Below are 20,477 nucleotides of genomic sequence, written 5' to 3'. Positions count from 1 at the left end.
AAAAAGCAAGGACATTTTAACCCTTGCTTTCTCTTTTCTCATATAAATAGTACATATAATCAGTAGGTATGCCTGAATGGCCCAGCTGTCTCAGCATGGCGGTTACGTTCCCTCTGTGGTAAGTGCCGTGATTGACGACATGCAGGATGGTGTCTGCATAGGTTGATTCCAGTGTACCTAGTTTCGGATGCTGCATTGTGAAGGTCTGTTCTAAGTCCGTCTGGCGGCTGAAGAAATCATGATACTGTGACTCCAGCTCGGCAGCGTGCTGTTTAATCGCTGCCATATTACCTTGCGCGGACTCTAATTTACCTGCGCTGTCTATAATCTCTTGGTAGGCCACTCCCGAAAGAACATTCAGCCAAATGTAGTCAGCCCTGCACATATGAAGCAGCACGTCGCTGACAGAAGGAAATACGCTCTTTACTTCTTGATAGGCAGTTTCCTCCGGCAGGTTTTCGATATGGGTAAATATTTTCTTATTTGCCCAAGAATGATAGTCATAAAACTGTTTTGCATCAGTCATCAGCATTGCCCCCTTTTCTAAGAAATTCGTTTTTTTCATCTGTTTCTCCTTCAATTGCAAAAGAGTGATACCCCAAAATATCCTGCCGCTGCCCACATGACCGCTGCAGAGCATTTGTTTACGATCACCATTAGCCTGCCGCTCGTATCCATTGTTTGAAACAGCCTGCCCGCTATTGCAAGACTGCTAAACCAAATCCAAGATACAGCGATGCAGGCGGCCATAAAGAGCCATTTCTCAAGCCCCGAATATTGAAGAGAACTCGTGCCGATGACACCGATCGTATCCAGAATGGCATGCGGGTTTAAAAGTGAAACAGCGGCCGCAAACACGGCTTGCTTTTTTGCTGTAAATGTATGTTTTTCATCTTGGCTTGTTTTTGGACGGCTGTTCCAAGTTACCCAGCCCATATAAAGCAAAAATAAAAATCCGCCGGCCATCATCACTGCCTTAAACATGGGCAGCTGCTGCACAATGACAGATACGCCCGCAACAGCTAATACAATGAGCAGGGTGTCGCAGACTGAAGCACTGATGACGGCGGGGAGTGCTCGCCAAACATATTTTTGCCACGCGCCTTGCTGAAAAATAAACACATTCTGCACTCCCAGCGGCAAAATTAAGCCAAACGCGAGCAGAATTCCGTGAATGATTGCATTCATGCTGAAAAAAGCTCCTTTCACATCTTTTTTTCAATCATAAAAAAGATGTTTACCAAAGTCTCCAGCCATTTGGTTGGGTTTGGACCCAGCCAAATGTATAATGTGAAAAAAGGGGGGGCATGACCTTGTCGCAATGGAAGCCAAGCCGAAAGTCAGATGTTCCGCTGCATCGGCAGATCGAACAATATATGAAAGACAAAATTCTTCACGGAGAGTGGGCTGTAGGGACGAAAATCCCTTCACAGAGAACGCTGGCCGACATGTTTCAAGTCAACCGCAGCACAGTCACAGCAGCTATAGATGAACTCACGTCTCAAGGCTTGTTAGAGGGAAGAAGAGGCGGCGGTACGAAGGTTGTAAACAGTACTTGGAGCGTGCTGGCGGCTGAGCCTCCGCTTGATTGGAGCGATTACGTCCGTTCGGGCATTCATCGCCCTAACTCTTCCATCATTCAGGCTATTAATCAGAACGAACCAAGAACGGATATCATCAGATTAGGCACAGGAGAACTTTCACCGGATCTGCTGCCTGCTGACACAATGGGCCGGATGTTTCAGCGAATCAATTCGTGTGCCCTATCTTTAGGGTACGAGCAGCCGAAAGGAAACCGTCAGCTGAGGGAAGCGGTGGCGGACCATTTAAAAGGAAAGAAGATCCGTGTGTCACCGTCTGCAATTTTAATTGTGTCCGGCGCACTTCAGGCACTTCAGCTCATCTCAATTGGACTTTTAAAACGAGACTCTGTCATTTTGACGGAGAAGCCGTCCTACCTTCAATCTTTGCATGTGTTTCAATCAGCGGGGATGCGGCTTCGCGGCTTGCCGATGGATAAAGAAGGGATCAAGGCGGGGCTTGTTTCTTCTTATCGAAAACAATATGGAGGACAGCTGCTTTACACGATTCCGTCGTTTCAAAATCCGACTGGCACAGTCATGTCAGAGCAGCGGAGGAAAGAGATCATCAGCCTGTCAAAAAAAGAGCAGCTGCCCATCATTGAGGATGATGCGTATGGTGATTTATGGTTCGAAGAAAAACCGCCGCAGCCGTTGAAAGCAATGGATCACGAGGGCCATATTCTGTACCTGGGCACGTTTTCAAAAACGGTTAGCCCCGGTCTGCGAATCGGCTGGATTGCCGGTCCGGAACCGGTTATTGAAAGGCTGTCGGACATTAAAATGCAGACAGACTACGGTTCAAGCGGACTGTCCCAGTGGGCGGCTGCCGAGTGGCTGTCGCAGGGGTATTATGAAGAGCATCTGACTTGGGTGCGAAGGGTGCTTAAACAAAGGAGAGACGCCGCCGTTCATTTTCTCGAGCGGTATGCGGGGGACATTGCCTCGTGGCGGATTCCTGCCGGCGGCTTTTATATTTGGGTGACATTTCATAAAAACCTGCCTGTCAGCCGTTTCTTTTATGAACTGCTGAAACGGCAAGTGCTTGTGAATCCCGGTTCCATTTATGACGGCGAAGACCGAAACAGCATCAGGCTGTCATATTCCTATGCATCTCTTGGGGATTTGGAAACTGGCATTAAGGCGGCAGCCGAAACAGCCCGCCGCCTGATGATGTCCTAAGCTTTTGTTATACGATGACAGCTCCCAGCGCCCTGGCGAAAGCAATCGCGTGCTCAGGTGCGATTTTGCAGCCTTTCAATTTGTCGAGGGAGACATGAAGCTGTTCAAAACGGCACGTGCTGATGTCCATGTTTTGAAGGGACGTGCCGGAAAAGCTGGCGCCTTCCAATTCGCACCTGTCAAAGTGTGTCTGCTGGAGCACCGTATTGCTGCACTCACTTTGCATAAGAGCACAGTGATCAAATCGAACTTGTTTCATATTTGAATACGAAAATGAGCTGAAATGTCCGTGGCATTCCTCGAATGAAACATTCCGCAGCGTTGCTTCCGCCACATTCATTCCAACCATTTTTGACTGCTTAATAGAAGTTCTGTGAATGACAGCTCCGCTGAAATCGGCGTTTGATAAATCACATTTTTCAAAGATTACATCGGTCAGTTCAATATGCCGAAAAGACACATCGATAAACACGACATTTCTAAAGATCGTTTTTTCCACACAAAGTCTTTCGATATCTTCGCCGAAGATTGTACAATCTTCAAACAAATGCATGCTGATTACATCATCCTGCGTCACGGCATCATGAAAATCTGCGGTTTGCAGGATTTCCGGTATATTCGGTTTTTGAATTGTAATTTTATTCATGTGATGACATCCTTTGCTGCCCGAAAAACAGAGGCTTCCGGGTTCAATTTAGTAGATCGTTAAGGAATTTGATACATATAGTAAATCGTAAAGAGCCTTTCTTGGTACAGCAGCCCGCTTGTTTTGTAAGCATAAATGGAAAGCTTCCTGTACGTCAAGGCGTTTACAGGCCGGGAAAGCCAAAGGGAACAGGAGGAATGCGAAATGGGGCATTACGTCAAAACCGAGGAGCATGTGACACTGTTTGTAGAGGATATCGGACATGGAAGGCCAATCATCTTTTTGCACGGGTGGCCGTTGAATCATAAGATGTTTGAATATCAAATGAATGAGCTTCCGAAAAGAGGCTTCCGTTTTATCGGCATTGATTTACGGGGATATGGACTATCTGACCGCCCTTGGGAAGGCTATGATTATGACACGATGGCCGATGATGTGAAAGCAGTCATTTATACGCTGCAGCTTGAGAATGCGATTCTTGCCGGTTTTTCAATGGGCGGAGCCATTGCAGTCCGTTATATGGCAAGGCATGAGGGAGCCGATGTTGATAAGCTGATTTTACTGTCAGCAGCGGCACCCGCGTTCACAAAACGCCCGGGTTATCCGTACGGAATGAGGAAGCGGGATATTGACGATATGATTGAACTGTTCAAAACGGATCGGCCCAAAACACTGGCGGATTTAGGGAAACAGTTTTTTGAGAAAAAAGTGTCCCCAGAGCTGAGACAGTGGTTTCTCAATCTGATGCTGGAGGCCTCCTCCTACGGGACGATCCACTCGGGCATTGCATTAAGAGACGAGGATCTCAGAAAGGAACTTGCTGCAATCAAGGTGCCAACGCTGATCCTGCACGGGAGAAAGGATAAAATTGCGCCGTTTGATTTTGCGAAAGAGTTGAAGCGCGGCATCAAACAGTCGGAATTGGTTCCGTTTGCAAACAGCGGGCACGGAGCATTTTATGAGGAAAAAGAGAAGATCAACAGTTTGATTGCGCAGTTCTCCAACTCATAAGAAAAAACCCGATATTCATCGGGTTTTTATATGATCCCTTTGTTTTGCAGTTCGTTAATGATGAGGTCAGCTCCATCGGAAATCGAGATCTGGTCCGACTCAATGATAAAATCGGGTGAAATGGGCGCTTCATACGGAGAATCGATCCCGGTGAAATGTTTGATCTCTCCGTTTCGCGCTTTTTTATAAAGTCCTTTTGGATCGCGCTGTTCACAAACATGCAGCGGGCACTTTACATAAATTTCGAAGAACTCACCTTTTGGAAAGAGCGCTCTAACCATGTCCCGGTCTTCTCTGAATGGAGAGATAAAAGCCGTTAAAATCATTTGTCCGCTGTCGACAAACAGCTTCGCCACTTCTCCGATCCGGCGGATGTTTTCAATCCTGTCACCAGTCTGAAATCCAAGATCTTTGTTTAAGCCGTGGCGGATATTATCACCGTCAAGCACATAGCTCTGAATGCCCCTGCGGTAAAGCTTTTCATCGACCGCATTGGCCAGCACCGATTTTCCGGAGCCTGATAAGCCGGTAAACCAGAGGACGCAGCTTTTGTGTCCGTTTAAGGACTGTCTGTCAGACTTTGAGATGGAAGCGGGATGCCAAATGATGTTCGGATTGTGTGTCATTTTAATTCCCCGCTGTTTTGCTGGATGGCAACAGGCTGTTGATGAAGTCCCTTGATCAGCACGGCTGCGACCTCAGGCCGGCTGAACTCTTTAGGCGGCTTTTTGCCTTGGCGGAGAAGCTCTCTCACTTTTGTGCCTGATAAGTGGATGTGGTCTCTTGAGCTGTGCGGACATGTTTTGGAGGTGCCCATGTTTCCGCATTTTCGGCAATAAAAGCTGTGCTCGAAAAACAGCGGCTTGATGCCAAGCTCCTCCTCTGTGAATGATTGAAAAATATCTTGTGCGTCGTATGTCCCGTAGTAGCTGCCGACCCCTGCGTGATCACGGCCTACAATAAAATGGGTGCAGCCGTAATTTTTTCGGACGAGCGCATGGAAAATCGCTTCCCGCGGACCTGCATAACGCATGGCGGCAGGGAAAACCGATAACATGACACGATCCTTTGGATAGTAGTGATCAAGCAAAACCTGGTAGCTCTCCATTCTGATATCGCTCGGGATATCGTCTGACTTTGTTTCACCGACAAGAGGGTGAAGCAGCAGACCGTCGACCGTTTCTAACGCTGTTTTTTGTATATATTCATGCGCTCTATGAACAGGGTTCCTGGTTTGAAAGCCGACAATTGTTTGCCAGCCGAGTTTTTGAAAGGCCGCTCTTGTTTCTGCGGGCGCTGCATAAAACTGCTCGAAAGGTTTGTCAGGCAGGCGGCTGACCGTGATAGGCCCCCCGATATAATAATCCGGGCGCGCCAGCAATTTTTTTACGCCTGGGTGGGCAGGATCGGTTGTTTTAAAAACAGACAGTGCTTCCAGTGTTTTATCAGGCCGGTATATATCGGTGACTGTGATCATGCCGTAGGTAACGCTGTCTTTCACAAGCTTGACGTGATCTCCGGCAGACAGCTGTTTTGCTGTTTCTTCTCCGACAGGCAGCGTAATCGGCAGGCTCCACGGCAAGCCGTTTGCCAGCCTCATTTCTTTCACAACACGATGATAATCCTTTTCTCCCAAAAAACCTGTTAACGGGCTGTAGCCGCCGATCGCAATAAGCTCCAGGTCGCTCAGTGCAAGCTGATCCAGCTCCGCTTCGCACGTGCACCCTTCAAAACGGCATGCGGGATCACAGCGGTTGATTAATGCCCCTCCATGGGGCTCGTTTCCATTCAACGTGTTCAACCTCCATTTATACGTTTCCTTGTTTTCTTTTCTGCACTTCAATAAAAGCTTTACATCAGCGCCTTAACATCATTTCGATTCTCACAGCAAGAACCTGCCATCCGCTATTCCTGATGCAGGCCGCATTCTGTTTTCTCCCGTCCGGCCCATCTTCCAGCCCTCTCATCGTTCGGGTCCGAGGAAGGCAATGTACACATTTCACAGCCTATGCTCGGATAATGTTGATCGTGCAGTTTGTTGTAAGGCAAATTGTGCAGGCGGATGTACGTCCAAACGTCATCCCATGTCCAGTGGATGAGCGGGCAAATTTTGATGAGCTTAAACTTCTGGTCCAGGTTTACGTATTGAATATGCTTTCTCGTTGGCGACTGCTCCCGTCGCAGCCCTGAAATCCAAGCTGTCATGCCGGACAGGTGCTTTTTGAGCGGTTCGATTTTCCGCAATTGGCAGCAGAGGTTCGGGTTATGCTTCCACAGCTCTCCGCCGTACTTCGTCTCCTGTTCTGCCAGGCTCAGCTCGGGTTCGAGCAGCTGGATTGTAAATCCTGGATACCGCTCTTTGACAGCCTCGATCAGCTCATATGTTTCTTGAAAATGAAGCCCTGTATCCAAAAAGATGATGTGTGCGTTTTTGTTGATTTTTGATATTAAGTCGAGAAGCACCATCCCTTCTGCGCCAAAGCTGCAGGCGTACACAATCTTTTCCCCGTACGTTCGGTAAGCCCATTTCAACACATCGAGCTCATCGATCAATTGATCCGTTACCTGTTTGGACAGCATGTCGTTCCATGTGTCATACGTGATGGTTTCGTTCAACGTTTTCCCCCCGTTTGCATCTGCTTTATTGATCGAGTTATAGGCAGACTATTCATTTTTTGCATAAAGGTTCAGGGTTTTTAGGTGCCGCGCCCGCCTAAAATGAGGAGCGGAACCATTAAGAGCCCGGCTGAATATGCTTTTAAGCAAAATGGTTTTATGCCCAAGGAGAGGTATTATGCCGATTTCCATTTATCAGGGGCATCATCATTCGCTTGCCCCGGCGGATATTAACATCGTCATTGATGTCATCAGAGCCTTTACGGTCGCCCATTATGCGTTTATCGGCGGGGCGAAAGAGATTTTGTTGGTCCGGACGGCTGATGAAGCCTTTGCGCTGAAAGGCACCTATCCGGATTATGTATTGACGGGAGAGGAAAAGGGGGTCGGTATCAGCGGATTTGATTTAGATAATTCTCCAAAACGCATGGCTGAGCAGGATATGGCGGATAAGCGTCTGATCCAGAAAACAACTAATGGCGTCACAGCGGCGTTGGGGGCGCTGAATGCAAAGCATCTGTTCGTAACTGGATTTTCCAATGCCAAAACAACGGCACAGCATGTAAAAAAGCTCGCCGCAAACGATTGTGTCATAAACATTGTGGCTTCCCACCCATCCGGTGATGACGATATGGCGTGTGCGGAGTATATCAAAGGCATCATTGAAGGGACAAATGCGGTAACGGCTGAGGAGGCGATTCAAAGAATAAAAGGCTCTTCTGTTGCAGAGAAATTTTTTGACCGCCGCCAGCCATTATTTGATTCGGAGGACATCGCTTACTGTGCAAAAGAACTGACGGGCGATTTTGTGATGAAAGTGAAACAAGATGGAGAAGTTCCAACGATAGAGAGGGTCATAATATGAATGATTTTTCACTAGAATTGCCAGTGAGAACAAATAAGCCGAGAGAAACCGGGCAGTCCATTTTAATTGATAACGGCTATCCCTTGCAATTTTTCAAAGATGCGATAGCCGGAGCGTCCGACTATATTGATTTTGTGAAATTCGGCTGGGGCACATCATTACTTACGAAAGATCTTGAAGAAAAAATCAGTACGCTAAAAGAGCATGACATTTCATTTTTCTTTGGCGGCACACTGTTCGAAAAGTACGTAAGCCAGAAAAAAGTGAATGAATTTCATCGGTACTGCACCTATTTCGGCTGTGAATATATTGAGATTTCAAACGGTACGCTCCCGATGACAAATAAAGAGAAAGCGGCTTACATTGCCGATTTTTCTGATGAATTTCTTGTGCTTAGTGAGGTGGGCAGCAAGGATGCGGAATTAGCAAGCCGGCAAAGCTCTGAGGAATGGCTTGAATATATCGTTGAAGATTTGGAAGCGGGCGCGGAAAAAGTGATTACAGAAGCCAGAGAAAGCGGGACGGGAGGGATCTGTTCCAGCAGCGGCGATGTCAGGTTTCAAATTGTTGACGACATCATTTCTTCGGATATTGATATCAACAGGTTGATTTTTGAAGCGCCTAACAAAACGCTTCAGCAAGGGTTTATTCAAAAAATCGGGCCGAATGTGAATCTGGCCAATATACCATTTCATGATGCCATCGCGTTGGAGACGCTGCGTTTAGGGCTAAGATCCGATACCTTTTTTCTGTAAAACAGCGGCTGCGGGGCTCTCGTCGTGAAGAGAGCCTCTGCCTATTATTTTTTATGGCGGTACATAGGCGTGAGATAGGGAAGAGAGGTCAGGCGGATGTTGTAGATGAAATCGATGACTCTTGTCGATATCACCTGGCATATCAGGGCTTGAATGACGATGCCCCAGTCAATAATAGACGCGGTGACCATAAAAATGATGCAATTCATGATGAGCAGGATCGTTCCGGGATTTCCGCCGCGGTAGATAGAAATCATTAGAGCAAGGGCTCCGAATCCTCCGTTCGAAATTTTATATTTGTATAAAAGTCCGATGCCGAGTCCCAGTAACACTGCGCCGCTTGCCAGATCAAGCCACAGATTAGATGTGATATCCGGAAAAACCGCATCAAAGATCAATACCGAGACAGAGGTGACGGTGATAGAAGCGAGGGTGCCGGTGAATGTTCTCATCTCCAGCCATTTTAAAGCGGTAAAAAGCATTGATACATTCACAGCCCACACTGAAAATCCGTGGGGGATTTGAAACAGATAATGCAATAGCACCGCAATACCTGCTGCACCGCCTGTTGGAATATCATGCGGAAATAAAAACAAGGACATGCCGAGTCCCTGTAGTACGCCGCCTACGACAATCATAAACGTAAGTTTTGCTTTCATCAGCAGTTCAGCCATTAAGTCATTTGCTCCTTTATGAAAAGACTTGTCCGCTGTTTTCATTTTATGAGGCTGTCCATTATTTATGTCTCAAAATAAAGAAATGGCACAGCTTAATAGGCTGAGCCATCCCACTTGCAGCGATTGATGATTTCCATATTGATCTCTGTTCCAATGCCTTTTCCTTTCGGGATGTGGACCATTCCTTTTGAAGGCTGCAGGCTGACGAGATCTGCAAAAGGATTTTCCATGACGTCCCACTCGATCGGTTCAATTTGATCGTTCTTCATTTTAGACCATGGGGGCAGGCAGGCTTGTGCAAATAAAGCATAGAGCCGTGAAAGTGATCCATCATATGCATGGGCGGATGCTCTGACGCCAAAATAACGGGCGAGCTGGAGGCAGTCCCGAAACTCATCGATTCCGTTGACATGCATGACATCAGGCTGAATGATATCCAAACAGCGCTGTGAAAGGAGAGGCGCAAATTGCGCCGCGCCTTTCATGTTTTCTCCACCTGCAACAGGAATAGATAAACGGCTGCGAAGCAAAGCGTAATCCTGCGGCTGATCAAAGGGCAAAGGCTCCTCAAGCCAGCCAATGTTCGTCCATTCAGAGAAATAGCGCTCCCATTTAAACGCCGCCGCGGCATCATAGCTTTGATTTGCGTCCAGAATCATCGTAATGGAACTGCCGGCTGTATGCTGCAGCGCATTGATGTGCCGGACATCCTCCTTGAAGGAGGTCCCGCCGATTTTGACTTTGATTTGCTCAAAACCCTTTTTTAACTGGGCTTCAACGTTGGAGACCGAGCGGCTGATCCATTGCGGGGAGTCTGAGTACGATTGAAAAGAGGCGTACACAGGAATCTCTTCTCTGAATCGCCCGCCCCATAATTCGCAAACTGAACAATCCGCAGCTTTGGCCGCAATCTCTGTCAGCGCCATGCTTACAGCGGAGGCCGCCCGCTGGTGCCATTTCTGAATCGTGCGCACTAATGAAAGGCGGCTGCCGGCCTGTTTTCCTAAAAGAAACGGGATGATCCGTTTGGTAAAGCCGACATGGAGAGTCGGGAGCCAATCAACACATTCTCCCCAGCCGTCTATCCCGCTTTCGGTGATAATCCTGATCAGATAACAAGTCCGATATCGTTTAAGCCCGTTGGCGTCTCCGTATGGCTTTTCTAATCGGTGCAAGAGCGGAAAGGTTTCAATTCGTACAATTTTCAAGCTAGGTGCTACCTTTCCTCAGCGGGCTGCAGCCGATTGCCAGCCATTTTAGGGTCTTCTTTCTCTTTTGTTTCTTCATTGTTTTGCTTCACATGGATTAACATCATCACAAGAATGCCGACAACGAGAGTCAATCCCGCAATGCTTAAAAACATGCCGGGTCTGGACCATTGCATCAGGCGGCCGAAAATCGGAGGGCCGATTGCTACCCCTAAGAAGCGTACAGATCCGTACAGCGAGGTGACAAATCCCCGTCTTTCTTTGCCGACAGCACCGGTAATGAAACTGTTCACACAAGGAAGGACAAGACCTGAGCCGATACTGCTCAGCACGAGAACACTGATAAAGAGGACAAGATTTTCAATGAATGACAGTGCCGCGTAAGATACGGTCATGAACGCCAATCCGAGTACGATCAGTTTTTTCATTAACGATTGCTTTTGCCCGATTTTGCTTCCTGTTGTATAAGACGTCACACACATAACCAAAAGCGGAATCGCTAAAATCAAGCCTTTTTTCACGCCGTCGGTGTCGTATGTTTTTTCAAGAACATCTGAGAGGTAAAACAGGATGCCGAATAAAGTAAACAAACAGGTCGCACCGGCTAAATAAGCGGTAAACAGCCATCTGCCTTCATGTTTAAAAACACTTAACAGCCCTTTCGCATATTTTCCGATAGGTGGCGGTTCTTTTTCCTTTTTCTTCTCTTTAATAAAAATCCAAGTCAGCACGATTGAAATGATACAAAACACAGGGAAGGCAAAAAACGCGCCATACCAGACAAGCAGGGCGATAAGCGAGCCGATGATCGGTGAAAGCACTTTCCCCATGCCGTTTGAAGCTTCAACAAGGCCCAGCACCTTGCTCTCCTGGGCGCCTTTAAACAGATCTCCCGTCAGTGCCATGGCAATTGGGCCTGTTCCGGCTGCCCCGATTCCCTGAAGCGCTCGTCCTGCCATGACCCAAGGAAAGGCATTGTCAAAAAAACCTGCCGCAAACCCGGCTAACAAACCGCCGGCACCATACAAAATTAAGCAGGGAATAATGATGATTTTCCTTGAGAATCGGTCTGCGAGATAACCGACGATCGGAATCGCAAATGCTGCAATCAAGGAAAATACTGTGATCACCAGACTGACTTGAAATTGTGATAAATGAAGTTCAGATTTCATTTTTGGCAAAATCGGAATAAGCATCGAGTTTCCGAGGGTTAATATTAAAGGGATTGAACCGATTGCTACAATCGTCATTCCGTTATTTTGTTTTGATGATTCCATCTCAGAGCACACTCCTTTTCTTCTGCTTAGAATGTCCCTGATGGCTTCGTTTATTCAGTAATCAGACAGCAAAAAAACCGAACAGAAGATACCTGTTCGGGAAAAAAGAGGGTTAACCGAGAGCCTGTGAAATCAAAGCATATAAGTGTCCATTTTGAATAGGAGCTTTTTTCTGATAGAACAAAAGCGGAGGTTCATCATCTTTATGAAATCCCATTTCTATCAGGCTGTCATGCAGAGACGTGTGTTCACCCGGTATATCGATTCGCATCGGGCCTTGTTTGCCGGCCGCCAGCCTGTTGATTAATTGTGCAGCAACGTCTGATGATGGAGCGATAATGGGGCCGAATTTCAAATGGGCCGGTGTTTGTACAGAAAGTCCGTAACCAATGAACTGTCCGTCACGATTTCTGGCGATGACACATTCGCATGAAGTGGAAATAAGCTGCTGCAAAAGGTTTGATCGATCTCCGCCAAAGGCGGCAAGATCCGCCGTCGCTAAGTCTTGAAAGTCTTGTTCTCTAAAGGGTGACAGTTCAGCGTCAACCTGCTTTGTATAAGGTTGAAAACTGTGACAGCTGTACTTTCGCACTGTTCCTGCCGTATGAAAGCCTGCTTTTTCATAAAGCGGCAAACCTTCTTTTGTGGCGCAAAGCCTGATGGCGGTGTTTTCATCCGCTTGGGCGATACAGGCGTTTACCATACGCCTGCCGAGACCAAGCCGTTTATATTCCTTGTCAACGATAACAAGACCGATAGAAGCAAGACGGCCAAACAAAAACAAGCCGATGCAGGAAATCATCTCACCGCTGACATTTTGATAACCGAAAAAGCGTCCCTGCTGAACAAGCAGTCTCAGTTCTTGTTCGCCATAATCCGGCCACCCGGCTTGCCCGCAAAGCCGCAATAAGCCGGAAACGTGTTCTTCATGAAGCTCAACCAGTTCATCCACTACGTCCATAAGATCACCTGCTTGTTCTAAGTGTTTTGTACATGACAATATGATTGCCAATGCCGGGAATGTCAAATGGTTCGCCAAGTTCCTCCCAGCCAAGCTTGGCATAGTAGCCCTTGACATGGTGCCTTGCGTTGCACCATACCGCCTGAACGCCGCTCTCCGCCAGTTTGTGCTCCGCGTGTTTGATCAGCGTGCTTCCAGCTTTCTGATCGCGATATCCCTCGAGCGTTGCCATGCCTCTCAGCCGATACGCAGGGGTTTCCGTTAATAAAGGCTGACTTTGCGGGGAAAAAGAAGCGATGCTGATCAGCGTTCCTTCATAAAACGCGCCGAGATGAAAGGAGCCTTCTGCATGATCCTCTTCATATTTGCATTGTTCAATGGATTGATGGGGGCGCAGAATGCGGTGCCGGATTTCATATGTATCTTCCACAGAAATGGTTTTGACTTCGAGCATAATGTTCCTCCTCATGATTGTTTGTCTATATCGTAACACGAATCTCGTTGAAAAAGACCGCCCGATTGGATCAGGCAGTCTTTTGGGATTAATGCAAGATATTTTGGCGCTGCTCATCTTTTTGCTGAATATATGAAGTGAGCTCAGCGGTTAAGTCAGATCTGAGGAAAGGCGTTATCAAGTAGATGCCGTTAAACAGCTCGCATGCCGTATCCAGCAGGGAGCGTGCAATTGCAAGGCCTTCCGCCTTTTGCTTTTCTTTATCTTCACCGGCACGGGCCATTTTTTCGCGAATCGTATCAGACAGCTTAATGCCGGGAATTTCATTGTGGATGAATTCGGCATTCCGGCTGCTTGTCAGCGGCATGATGCCGATATAGATCGGTGTCTTCAGATGTTTTGTTTCGTTATGGATATCGACAAGCTGCTGCTCGGAATAGACAGGCTGAGAAACAAAATAATCCGCGCCGCAATCTATTTTTTTCTCAAGCCGTTTTACTGCTTTATCCAGATGGCGGACGTTAGGATTAAATGCGGCGGCGACTGAGAAATTCGTTTTCTTGCCGAGCGGTTTTCCAGACAGAGACAGACCTTCATTGAATTGTTTGATCAGCCTGATTAAATCAAAGGATGTTAAATCATATACAGACGTTGCACCGGGAAAATCCCCGATTTTAGAAGGGTCACCTGTAATAGCAAGCACGTCATTCAGCCCTAACGTATCGAGGCCCATTAAATGTGACTGTAAGCCGATAATGTTACGGTCGCGGCACGTAATATGGACAAGGGAACGCATATCGAGCTGCTGCTTGACAAGGGCGCCGCAGGCAACATTGCTGATCCGCGGGGTCGCCAGAGAATTGTCGGCGAGTGTCAGGGCATCAATTCCCGCTTCTTTTAATTCAGCGGCCGCCGATAGAAATTTGTCAAAGCTCAGTTTTTTCGGCGGATCCAGTTCTACGATAATAGAGCGTTTTTCCGCCGCGATCTCATTCAGACCGGGCTCGGTTCGCTCGTGCTGAACAGAAATGAGTTCTTTCGCCCGGGTTTTGACTTCTTTTTCCGTAATCGGAGCCACCCCGCCAACTGCTTCCGCCATCGCACGGATGTGATTCGGCGTGGTGCCGCAGCAGCCGCCGATAATTCGCGCACCCTGCTTACGGAATTCTGATGCGCTGTTTTGAAAATACGTGTCGTCTGTTTCATAGACGAGCCGTCCCTCTTCAAGCGAAGGAAGGCTGCTGTTTGGATAAACGGATAAGAACACGTCATCAAAAATCGGCACTTCGCTGAGCGCTTCAATCATGTGATAAGGGCCGAGGCGGCAGTTAATGCCGACAATATCAGCTCCGAGATCCGCAATCGAGCGCAATGCGTCAGAAAGCGGCGTTCCGTCCTGCAATACGCCTTGCTCGTGCATGGAGACATGGAGCATAATCGGAAGATCAGTCTCTTTCCGCGCGATTTTCAGCACTTCACGGGCTTCTTCCAAATCATAATACGTTTCTAACAGCAAGCCATCCGGCTCTTCATGCAGCAGCAGGTACAGCTGCTCGCGGAAGCTGCGCTTAATTTCGTCAAGGCTGTACGCGTTTTTATTAAATGTGCGTATGCCGCCCATCGTTCCAAGCACGTATGCATCGCCTGCTGAAGCCCGCGCGATCTTTACGGCCTCCTGATTCATTTTTTTGATGTCATCCTCAAGACCGTGTCTGGATAATTTAATATAGTTGGCCCCGTACGTATTCGTTTGAATAATGTTGGCTCCAGCTTCAACGTACGCTTTATGTATGCGCTGAATTTCCTCCGGCTTTGAAATATTGAGCTCCTCAAAACACCTGTCAATGCCATAGGAGTAGAGGAGCGTCCCCATGGCGCCGTCACCGATTAACACCTGTCTTTGCAAATCTTCTAAAAGTCCCATTGTCTGCCTCCTTTATTCACATCAGCAAGGAAAAAAGAGAAATAAAAAAAGTCCTCTTAAGAAGAAGACTTTGTCAGTGATTTTGTCTCTTCTTATCTTCCAAGCTGTTCGAGCTTGCTGGATTTAGCACCTTGGTCATGGCTAATCGCCATTACACCGGTTGCTGAAGCTTCGTCGGGCCAGTCCCTCTGCTTCTCTTGATAAGAACGGATATGAAATTTTCGTGTCAGGAAGTGCCGTAAGATACCTGGCGTTTTTCCCTTTCTCCAAATTTACCGAAAATAAAGACAATAATCAATAGGAATCAGAAAATTTATCTGAAATTTATAAATTGAACGTCAATTGGCAGATCTGCTCCACGCACAGCTGAGATAATCTGCTGCAGGTCATCTTTGTTTTTTCCGGTGATGCGCACTTGATCATCCTGCACCTGAGATTTCACTTTCAGTCCGGAGTTTTTGATGATCGTATTGATTTTTTTTGCGTTGTCTTTGTCAATGCCTTGAACAAGCTTTGCACGCTGGCGTACCGTTCCGCCTGACGCATTTTCCACCTTGCCGTAATCAATGTTTTTCGTCGGTACGTTGCGTTTAATCAATTTGCTGACCAGCACATCCTTCAGCTGGCTTAATTTAAATTCGTCATCGGAAACGAGGACCAGCTCCTCTTTATCTAAGGAAATATCGCTTTTGCTTCCTTTAAAGTCATATCGTGTACTGATTTCCTTCAGTGCGATTTGGATCGCGTTTTGCACTTCAGGCAATTCGACCTTTGATACAATATCAAATGAACTTTCTTTTGCCATATGAAAACCTCCATAACATTTAACTTATGTGTTGATTATAGTAGAATAAAGAGAAACTTCCAACAGAACAAAGAATCAATTTGGGATGATTGGAAAAAATGTTAACAAAATCCGTATAAAATAAGCGGAACAGGAAGGACGATAGCATGAGACCAGGGCAGCAATTAACCTTGAGTATAGATCACCAAACCGACTTCGGTTACTTTTTAACCGATGGGGAAGATACGATTCTCTTACATAACAGTGAAATGACTGAGGATATCGAGGACAGAGACGAAGTAGAAGTCTTTATATACGTCGACCAGCAGGAAAGGCTTGCGGCCACGATGAAAATTCCGGTCATCAGCGCGGATGAATATGGCTGGGTTGAAGTGGTGGATAAAGTGGAAGATATGGGCGTTTTCGTTGATGTCGGTTTATCGAAGGACGCGCTAGTCGCAACTGAGCATTTGCCGCCGTACGAAGATGTCTGGCCGCAAAAAGGGGACAAGCTTTACTGTATGCTGAAGGTGACGAACCGGGGGCGCATGTTTGCGAAACCAGCGCCGGAAGACATCATCAGCGAACTGTTTACCGACGCTTCAGAAGATCTGATGAATAAAGAGCTGACAGGTACGGTGTACAGGCTGATCGCATCGGGATCATTCGTGATTACGGATGATGGGATCCGCTGTTTTATTCACCCGTCAGAAAGAAAAGAGGAGCCAAGACTCGGTTCAAGAGTAACAGGGCGGGTGATTCAAGTGAAAGAAGACGGTTCGGTCAACTTGTCGCTGCTTCCAAGAAAACAGGATGCAATGTCTGTTGATGCCGAGTACATTCTAACGTACATGAGAACGAGAAACGGCGCCATGCCGTACAGTGACAAAAGCGAGCCTGACGATATCAGAGAACGTTTTAACATGAGCAAAGCCGCCTTTAAACGCGCGCTGGGCCATTTAATGAAAAACGGAAAAGTGTATCAGGAAGATGGATGGACATACGAGAAAAAATAGCATGAAAACGGCTCGCCTGCAGCAAAACTGCGGGGCGAGCCGTTTTTTATGTCTAGTTTAATTCATCAACAAGCGTTCTGATTGCCATTTCGCGATCTACATTGTCTGAAATCGCGATCGGCGTAATATCGATGGCGAGAATGATCAGAATCAGGGCACCGGCTGCAGCAACATAAGAAACATAATAGAAATAGTTAGCGGTATCAACAGTGTTGACAAGCTCGGCCTGAACTCTGGATGTATCATCCTTGGAAGCGGCGATTTCCTTTGCAGCTTCTACTTTTTCTTCAACGATTTGACCTGCTTTTTTCAGCAGTTCATCCACTTTCAATGCATCTTTGCTGTAAACAGCTTTCTTCAGGTTGTCAAAAAAGTCAGCATCCTCTTTTTTAATATCAGCTACAACCTGATTGGCAAAAGCCTTTGCCTGTTTTGTGTTGAGTTTGTCTGTCATCGCTTTATTAAAGACCTCTGGCAGCTGTTTGCCAACTTCCCCTTGGGCAAACACAAACCCTTTAAAAATTTCCTCACCTGAATACTCAAGCTGCTTTGCCTGTGCCACACTTTCTTGCTGTTTCACCAAAAACACAGTCGTCACCAATACAACCGACAAAAATACTAGAAACGCCTTCTTCAAACTGAAACCTCTCCCTTCTTTTGTTTTTTATTCCACAACAGTCTGCGAATATATGTAAAGTGAATCGTGGAATCGATAGGTGTGAGATACAATATCAAAATGCCGGCCATGATAAGCGAGAAACTGATCAGACCCAGCATGACTGCAAAAATCTCATGCATAAAAACAGCGATAATCAAAATAAATCTCCAATGCTTCTTCGGCGCAAACAGCGCCGCGAAGATGACGATTTGAACCAGCAGCGTCCCCCATGTCGAAATCACCACGAACGGGCTTGTTACAATTGGCTTTGTTAACGCCTGAAAAAAGCCGTTGAAGCCGATGGTTTTTTCCTGGGCGAAATAATAGACGGCTGTTCCGTCCACCCATTCCTGTTGAGACAGCTTAGCGACGGTAGAGTGAAAATAAAGCACCGCCACTTGAATTCTGATCACAAAATAAGAAATAAAAGCTGTTATTTTTCCAAGTGTTCTTTTGCCCTCTAGAGGTCTCGTGCTCCAATGCCATTTTCTCGGATCGGTCAGCGTGATGGGAAGCAATAAAAAGGTCATGACAGCTGCTGCCTGCTCGCCTCCGTCGATGACGATCAGCGATGACTGCAGGCTGTAACTGACATACCAATGCAGAACGCCGGTGATTCTTGGGCGCCAGCCAATGACAACAAGCACCAGAATGGCAATGCAGACCCATCTGAGAAGATTTAACATCATATAGTTATTTTCGCCGAGGCAAAAGAGACTGAGATTCATTTTACAAGCAGGATAACTGCTGATTCCGCTGGCTGGCTTCATGATGAGGCTCGAGTGATTGATGAGCAGCGTCAGCAGGCTGGATAGCGCAATGATGCTTCGCGCAAGGCCGTATACATTCGTCCACGGGTTTCTATCGTCCCAACTGGTGATGGTCTTTTTTATGTTTTCGAGCATGAGATCACAACCTTGACTATGCTTTTTACCTGATAAGACGAAGGGGTGTATTTAGAATAGCTCCAAGGTACAATATCCTCTTTCGTCAAATAGTAGCTGCCGCAAAGCAGCGGGCGGGGAGCGGGTGTTTTTAATTGCACGGTTTTTGCTTTGCTTTTGCATGCGCCGAGGTTCTTTTCTTTGCATGCGGTCCACTGTTCCTTGCCGACTTGGCTGTAGATCACGCCCATTTCAACGCCTTGTGACCGCCCATACCGATACAGGCCGAATAAGTTATCTGCCCTCATATTAGGCCATCTGACCTTGGCGCTGGCACCTTCAGCCTCATATAAGCCGATTGAAGTATCGCGCGGATTTTTGCTGAAAAAGCCCCAGCCCTGAGGAAGGATGCTGGACATGAGAAATTTGGAGTCCTTTGTCAGCGGGATCGGGGTTGTCCCTAAGCTGCCAATAATAGAAAACAGAAATATCGAACCCCAAAGGACTGAAAAAATGATAAAAAATGATATCGATTTCTGCATTCGACTGCTCCTTTTAACCTGAAGAATCGTTTTCACACTTTTCATAATATAAAAACATTTATGTAATAAAAAGGTTAAAAAGTATGAGAAATTCCATTTTTGTCAAAAGAAAAAACAGGACATTTTACACTGCTATATATGATTGATATATAGTGGTTTTTTCGATATATTGAAACCATGAAAACGAATCAAGTGAATGACCGCTGGATAGTTCAATTTCGAAAAGGGATTTTTGAGCTGGCCATCCTTTCCCTTCTGCGATCTAAACCGATGTACGGTTATGAGCTGACGTCATCCTTAAAAACCACCTCGGCGCTGGCTATTTCAGAGGGAGCGATTTATCCGATTCTGAAACGAATGACCGAGAAGGGATGGATCGAATTCTTTTGGGAAGATTCACTGGACGGCCCGAAAAGAAAGTATTACAAAATGACACAAAAAGGAGAAGAAATGTTAAAAGAACGGCTGGAAAAATACCTGGAAACCCATCAAGCCTTACTGTCTTTATCGGGGGATTTGCTATGAATGCCCAGCATATCATTGACCGGTACATGGAGGAACTAAATGCAGAGCTGGCGAATATGCCTGATGTAGAGAGAGAAAACGCTATCGACGAATTAAAGGGGCATATCACCGCTTTCGTTCAAGACAGAATCAAAGCCGGCCTTAGTGAAGAGGAACTGCAGGAAGCTATTGAATCTGAATTTTCTCATCCGAAGGAGCTTGCCGAAGTGATGATGGGTGATGGGGAAGAGCTGAAAAGGAGGAGGTCATTATTGGGCAAAAGCTGGCTTTCGGTTCTTCTCATTGTCGCGATTATCGCCCTGCCGCTGCTGCCGCCCGATTTCAGACATCTGCCGCTGGCTGTTTATTTAGCGGTGCTCGCCGGATATGTATGGAAGCGGAAAAAATTGATGATGTTTGCCGGCGTCAGAAAAAACAAAATGCGCTCTCAAAAGGAGATTGTCACGATTTCGCGAGTCGGTGCGGCTTATCTGCTGTTTTTAGCAGTGCTGCTTCTTTTGAGCCCGTTCCTCAAGGCGTTTGTCGTCCTGCTGCTGATTGCAGTAAGCTGCGCCGCTTTTTTTCTTTTTCTAAACATCAAGTAATGTGTAGGAGGCTGTAAGATGGAAATCAGCATCAATTATCTATTAATCGTCATCGCGCTCTTATTCTTTGTGGTTGCCTATTTTGTCGGAATCAAAAAACAAACCTGGATGCTGGCCGGATTTAACGAGGCGCGCATACGGGATAAAGATCGGCTGGCCAGAATAGCAGGCTACTTTTTCCTGAATTCCGGTTTGTTTATTTTGCTGAATAGTTTTATCTCATTTCAAGGCCAGGAGCAGCTCATACCACCGCTTATACTGGCATATGGCGCAGGGGTTATTATTTATGTCAATAAAAAATTAGTAGAGTAGAATAAGGAGGGCAGAG

23 protein-coding genes, 1 pseudogene and 1 riboswitch are annotated in these 20,477 nt (G+C 46.7%); of the genes and pseudogenes, 8 read left to right on the top strand and 16 right to left on the bottom strand.

The genetic code is table 11. The annotated features are described in order from the left end of the window. Window positions 1-16: 16 nt before the first annotated feature. On the bottom strand, window positions 17-526 hold the full coding sequence (locus tag QA442_RS16635) for a DinB family protein (protein ID WP_038428145.1): 510 nt from the start codon (window positions 524-526) through the stop codon (window positions 17-19). Between the two features lie 50 nt (window positions 527-576). Next, a pseudogene (locus QA442_RS16630) lies at window positions 577-1,222 on the bottom strand (LysE family transporter). Between the two features lie 85 nt (window positions 1,223-1,307). Here QA442_RS16630 and QA442_RS16625 point away from each other — a divergent pair. Then, complete coding sequence (locus QA442_RS16625; protein WP_095432656.1) at window positions 1,308-2,762, top strand: aminotransferase-like domain-containing protein; 1,455 nt, start codon at window positions 1,308-1,310, stop codon at window positions 2,760-2,762. A 7-nt stretch (window positions 2,763-2,769) separates the two neighbouring features. Here QA442_RS16625 and QA442_RS16620 read toward each other — a convergent pair whose 3' ends face one another. Then, on the bottom strand, window positions 2,770-3,408 hold the full coding sequence (locus QA442_RS16620) for a pentapeptide repeat-containing protein (protein ID WP_095432655.1): 639 nt from the start codon (window positions 3,406-3,408) through the stop codon (window positions 2,770-2,772). A gap of 204 nt (window positions 3,409-3,612) precedes the next feature. On the opposite strand from QA442_RS16620, the gene QA442_RS16615 reads away from it, so the two are divergent. After that, window positions 3,613-4,419 (top strand): alpha/beta fold hydrolase, encoded by an 807-nt coding sequence (locus tag QA442_RS16615; protein WP_095432654.1) that lies wholly within the window; start codon window positions 3,613-3,615, stop codon window positions 4,417-4,419. Window positions 4,420-4,445: 26 nt separating this feature from the next. Here QA442_RS16615 and cysC read toward each other — a convergent pair whose 3' ends face one another. The 3 genes from cysC to QA442_RS16600 form a co-directional block, all read right to left on the bottom strand. After that, entirely contained in the window at window positions 4,446-5,045 is a 600-nt protein-coding gene (gene cysC / locus QA442_RS16610; protein WP_095432653.1) for an adenylyl-sulfate kinase, read from the bottom strand. Then, a complete protein-coding gene (sat, locus tag QA442_RS16605; protein WP_095432652.1) occupies window positions 5,042-6,211 on the bottom strand; it encodes a sulfate adenylyltransferase in 1,170 nt (389 codons plus the stop codon). Before sat ends, cysC begins: the two co-directional genes overlap by 4 nt. Before the next feature lie 113 nt (window positions 6,212-6,324). After that, window positions 6,325-7,035 carry a phosphoadenylyl-sulfate reductase gene (locus QA442_RS16600; RefSeq protein WP_095432651.1) on the bottom strand — a complete coding sequence of 237 codons (711 nt, stop codon included), beginning with the start codon at window positions 7,033-7,035 and terminating at the stop codon, window positions 6,325-6,327. Between the two features lie 178 nt (window positions 7,036-7,213). On the opposite strand from QA442_RS16600, the gene QA442_RS16595 reads away from it, so the two are divergent. Both QA442_RS16595 and QA442_RS16590 read left to right on the top strand, forming a co-directional pair. Beyond that, complete coding sequence (locus QA442_RS16595) at window positions 7,214-7,900, top strand: 2-phosphosulfolactate phosphatase (RefSeq protein WP_095432650.1); 687 nt, start codon at window positions 7,214-7,216, stop codon at window positions 7,898-7,900. Further along, window positions 7,897-8,655, top strand: coding sequence for a phosphosulfolactate synthase (locus QA442_RS16590; RefSeq protein ID WP_014663488.1), 759 nt, complete (start codon window positions 7,897-7,899; stop codon window positions 8,653-8,655). Before QA442_RS16595 ends, QA442_RS16590 begins: the two co-directional genes overlap by 4 nt. 44 nt (window positions 8,656-8,699) lie before the next feature. On the opposite strand, the gene QA442_RS16585 is transcribed toward QA442_RS16590, so the two are convergent. The 7 genes from QA442_RS16585 to QA442_RS16555 all read right to left on the bottom strand — a co-directional run bounded on the left by QA442_RS16585 (window position 8,700) and on the right by QA442_RS16555 (window position 15,961). Beyond that, window positions 8,700-9,329 (bottom strand): YitT family protein, encoded by a 630-nt coding sequence (locus QA442_RS16585; protein WP_009966972.1) that lies wholly within the window; start codon window positions 9,327-9,329, stop codon window positions 8,700-8,702. A 95-nt stretch (window positions 9,330-9,424) separates the two neighbouring features. After that, a complete protein-coding gene (locus QA442_RS16580; RefSeq protein ID WP_095432649.1) occupies window positions 9,425-10,540 on the bottom strand; it encodes a mandelate racemase/muconate lactonizing enzyme family protein in 1,116 nt (371 codons plus the stop codon). An 8-nt stretch (window positions 10,541-10,548) separates the two neighbouring features. After that, on the bottom strand, window positions 10,549-11,817 hold the full coding sequence (locus tag QA442_RS16575) for an MFS transporter (RefSeq protein WP_069839038.1): 1,269 nt from the start codon (window positions 11,815-11,817) through the stop codon (window positions 10,549-10,551). Between the two features lie 112 nt (window positions 11,818-11,929). Beyond that, window positions 11,930-12,778 carry a GNAT family N-acetyltransferase gene (locus QA442_RS16570; protein WP_095432648.1) on the bottom strand — a complete coding sequence of 283 codons (849 nt, stop codon included), beginning with the start codon at window positions 12,776-12,778 and terminating at the stop codon, window positions 11,930-11,932. A 4-nt stretch (window positions 12,779-12,782) separates the two neighbouring features. Next, window positions 12,783-13,232 (bottom strand): GNAT family N-acetyltransferase, encoded by a 450-nt coding sequence (locus QA442_RS16565; RefSeq protein WP_141237733.1) that lies wholly within the window; start codon window positions 13,230-13,232, stop codon window positions 12,783-12,785. A gap of 88 nt (window positions 13,233-13,320) precedes the next feature. Beyond that, a complete protein-coding gene (locus tag QA442_RS16560; RefSeq protein WP_095432646.1) occupies window positions 13,321-15,156 on the bottom strand; it encodes a bifunctional homocysteine S-methyltransferase/methylenetetrahydrofolate reductase in 1,836 nt (611 codons plus the stop codon). Window positions 15,157-15,245: 89 nt separating this feature from the next. Then, window positions 15,246-15,363: riboswitch (SAM riboswitch) on the bottom strand. 106 nt (window positions 15,364-15,469) lie between these two features. Beyond that, a complete protein-coding gene (locus QA442_RS16555) occupies window positions 15,470-15,961 on the bottom strand; it encodes a YajQ family cyclic di-GMP-binding protein (protein WP_095432645.1) in 492 nt (163 codons plus the stop codon). A 146-nt stretch (window positions 15,962-16,107) separates the two neighbouring features. Between QA442_RS16555 and QA442_RS16550 the strand changes: the two genes are divergently transcribed. Next, window positions 16,108-16,956 (top strand): CvfB family protein, encoded by an 849-nt coding sequence (locus tag QA442_RS16550; RefSeq protein WP_069839034.1) that lies wholly within the window; start codon window positions 16,108-16,110, stop codon window positions 16,954-16,956. Window positions 16,957-17,008: 52 nt separating this feature from the next. Here QA442_RS16550 and QA442_RS16545 read toward each other — a convergent pair whose 3' ends face one another. Genes QA442_RS16545 through QA442_RS16535 form a run of 3 tightly spaced genes read right to left on the bottom strand, consistent with a single transcriptional unit; the run spans window position 17,009 to window position 19,040 of the window. Next, window positions 17,009-17,593, bottom strand: a complete 585-nt coding sequence (locus QA442_RS16545; protein ID WP_003244950.1) for a sporulation delaying protein family toxin — start codon at window positions 17,591-17,593, stop codon at window positions 17,009-17,011. Further along, on the bottom strand, window positions 17,590-18,519 hold the full coding sequence (locus QA442_RS16540; RefSeq protein WP_095432644.1) for a sporulation-delaying protein SdpB family protein: 930 nt from the start codon (window positions 18,517-18,519) through the stop codon (window positions 17,590-17,592). The genes QA442_RS16545 and QA442_RS16540 overlap by 4 nt, the downstream gene beginning before the upstream one ends. Then, entirely contained in the window at window positions 18,504-19,040 is a 537-nt protein-coding gene (locus QA442_RS16535; RefSeq protein WP_095432643.1) for an SdpA family antimicrobial peptide system protein, read from the bottom strand. The genes QA442_RS16540 and QA442_RS16535 overlap by 16 nt, the downstream gene beginning before the upstream one ends. A 177-nt stretch (window positions 19,041-19,217) precedes the next feature. Here QA442_RS16535 and QA442_RS16530 point away from each other — a divergent pair, with 177 nt between their 5' ends. The 3 genes from QA442_RS16530 to QA442_RS16520 are packed head-to-tail and all read left to right on the top strand — an operon-like array spanning window position 19,218 to window position 20,461. After that, complete coding sequence (locus QA442_RS16530; protein ID WP_003245674.1) at window positions 19,218-19,565, top strand: PadR family transcriptional regulator; 348 nt, start codon at window positions 19,218-19,220, stop codon at window positions 19,563-19,565. After that, window positions 19,562-20,149 (top strand): HAAS signaling domain-containing protein, encoded by a 588-nt coding sequence (locus QA442_RS16525; RefSeq protein ID WP_095432642.1) that lies wholly within the window; start codon window positions 19,562-19,564, stop codon window positions 20,147-20,149. Before QA442_RS16530 ends, QA442_RS16525 begins: the two co-directional genes overlap by 4 nt. Window positions 20,150-20,167: 18 nt before the next feature. Continuing rightward, on the top strand, window positions 20,168-20,461 hold the full coding sequence (locus QA442_RS16520; protein WP_003233021.1) for a DUF3784 domain-containing protein: 294 nt from the start codon (window positions 20,168-20,170) through the stop codon (window positions 20,459-20,461). Window positions 20,462-20,477 lie beyond the last annotated feature (16 nt).

Origin of the sequence: Bacillus stercoris (genome assembly GCF_029772985.1) — a bacterium.
Taxonomy (GTDB): domain Bacteria; phylum Bacillota; class Bacilli; order Bacillales; family Bacillaceae; genus Bacillus; species Bacillus stercoris.
Note: the sequence above shows the minus strand (reverse complement) of the source record. Positions and strands in the feature narration are given on the sequence as shown.

What these genes read in the sequence shown, in the direction of transcription:
- QA442_RS16635 (WP_038428145.1), bottom strand. Translation starts at nt 526, where the DNA reads ATGACTGATGCAAAACAGTTTTATGACTATCATTCTTGGGCAAATAAG.
- QA442_RS16625 (WP_095432656.1), top strand. Translation starts at nt 1,308, where the DNA reads ATGACCTTGTCGCAATGGAAGCCAAGCCGAAAGTCAGATGTTCCGCTG.
- QA442_RS16620 (WP_095432655.1), bottom strand. Translation starts at nt 3,408, where the DNA reads ATGAATAAAATTACAATTCAAAAACCGAATATACCGGAAATCCTGCAA.
- QA442_RS16615 (WP_095432654.1), top strand. Translation starts at nt 3,613, where the DNA reads ATGGGGCATTACGTCAAAACCGAGGAGCATGTGACACTGTTTGTAGAG.
- cysC (WP_095432653.1), bottom strand. Translation starts at nt 5,045, where the DNA reads ATGACACACAATCCGAACATCATTTGGCATCCCGCTTCCATCTCAAAG.
- QA442_RS16595 (WP_095432650.1), top strand. Translation starts at nt 7,214, where the DNA reads ATGCCGATTTCCATTTATCAGGGGCATCATCATTCGCTTGCCCCGGCG.
- QA442_RS16590 (WP_014663488.1), top strand. Translation starts at nt 7,897, where the DNA reads ATGAATGATTTTTCACTAGAATTGCCAGTGAGAACAAATAAGCCGAGA.
- QA442_RS16585 (WP_009966972.1), bottom strand. Translation starts at nt 9,329, where the DNA reads ATGGCTGAACTGCTGATGAAAGCAAAACTTACGTTTATGATTGTCGTA.
- QA442_RS16575 (WP_069839038.1), bottom strand. Translation starts at nt 11,817, where the DNA reads ATGGAATCATCAAAACAAAATAACGGAATGACGATTGTAGCAATCGGT.
- QA442_RS16570 (WP_095432648.1), bottom strand. Translation starts at nt 12,778, where the DNA reads ATGGACGTAGTGGATGAACTGGTTGAGCTTCATGAAGAACACGTTTCC.
- QA442_RS16565 (WP_141237733.1), bottom strand. Translation starts at nt 13,232, where the DNA reads ATGCTCGAAGTCAAAACCATTTCTGTGGAAGATACATATGAAATCCGG.
- QA442_RS16560 (WP_095432646.1), bottom strand. Translation starts at nt 15,156, where the DNA reads ATGGGACTTTTAGAAGATTTGCAAAGACAGGTGTTAATCGGTGACGGC.
- QA442_RS16555 (WP_095432645.1), bottom strand. Translation starts at nt 15,961, where the DNA reads ATGGCAAAAGAAAGTTCATTTGATATTGTATCAAAGGTCGAATTGCCT.
- QA442_RS16550 (WP_069839034.1), top strand. Translation starts at nt 16,108, where the DNA reads ATGAGACCAGGGCAGCAATTAACCTTGAGTATAGATCACCAAACCGAC.
- QA442_RS16540 (WP_095432644.1), bottom strand. Translation starts at nt 18,519, where the DNA reads ATGCTCGAAAACATAAAAAAGACCATCACCAGTTGGGACGATAGAAAC.
- QA442_RS16535 (WP_095432643.1), bottom strand. Translation starts at nt 19,040, where the DNA reads ATGCAGAAATCGATATCATTTTTTATCATTTTTTCAGTCCTTTGGGGT.
- QA442_RS16530 (WP_003245674.1), top strand. Translation starts at nt 19,218, where the DNA reads ATGAAAACGAATCAAGTGAATGACCGCTGGATAGTTCAATTTCGAAAA.
- QA442_RS16525 (WP_095432642.1), top strand. Translation starts at nt 19,562, where the DNA reads ATGAATGCCCAGCATATCATTGACCGGTACATGGAGGAACTAAATGCA.
- QA442_RS16520 (WP_003233021.1), top strand. Translation starts at nt 20,168, where the DNA reads ATGGAAATCAGCATCAATTATCTATTAATCGTCATCGCGCTCTTATTC.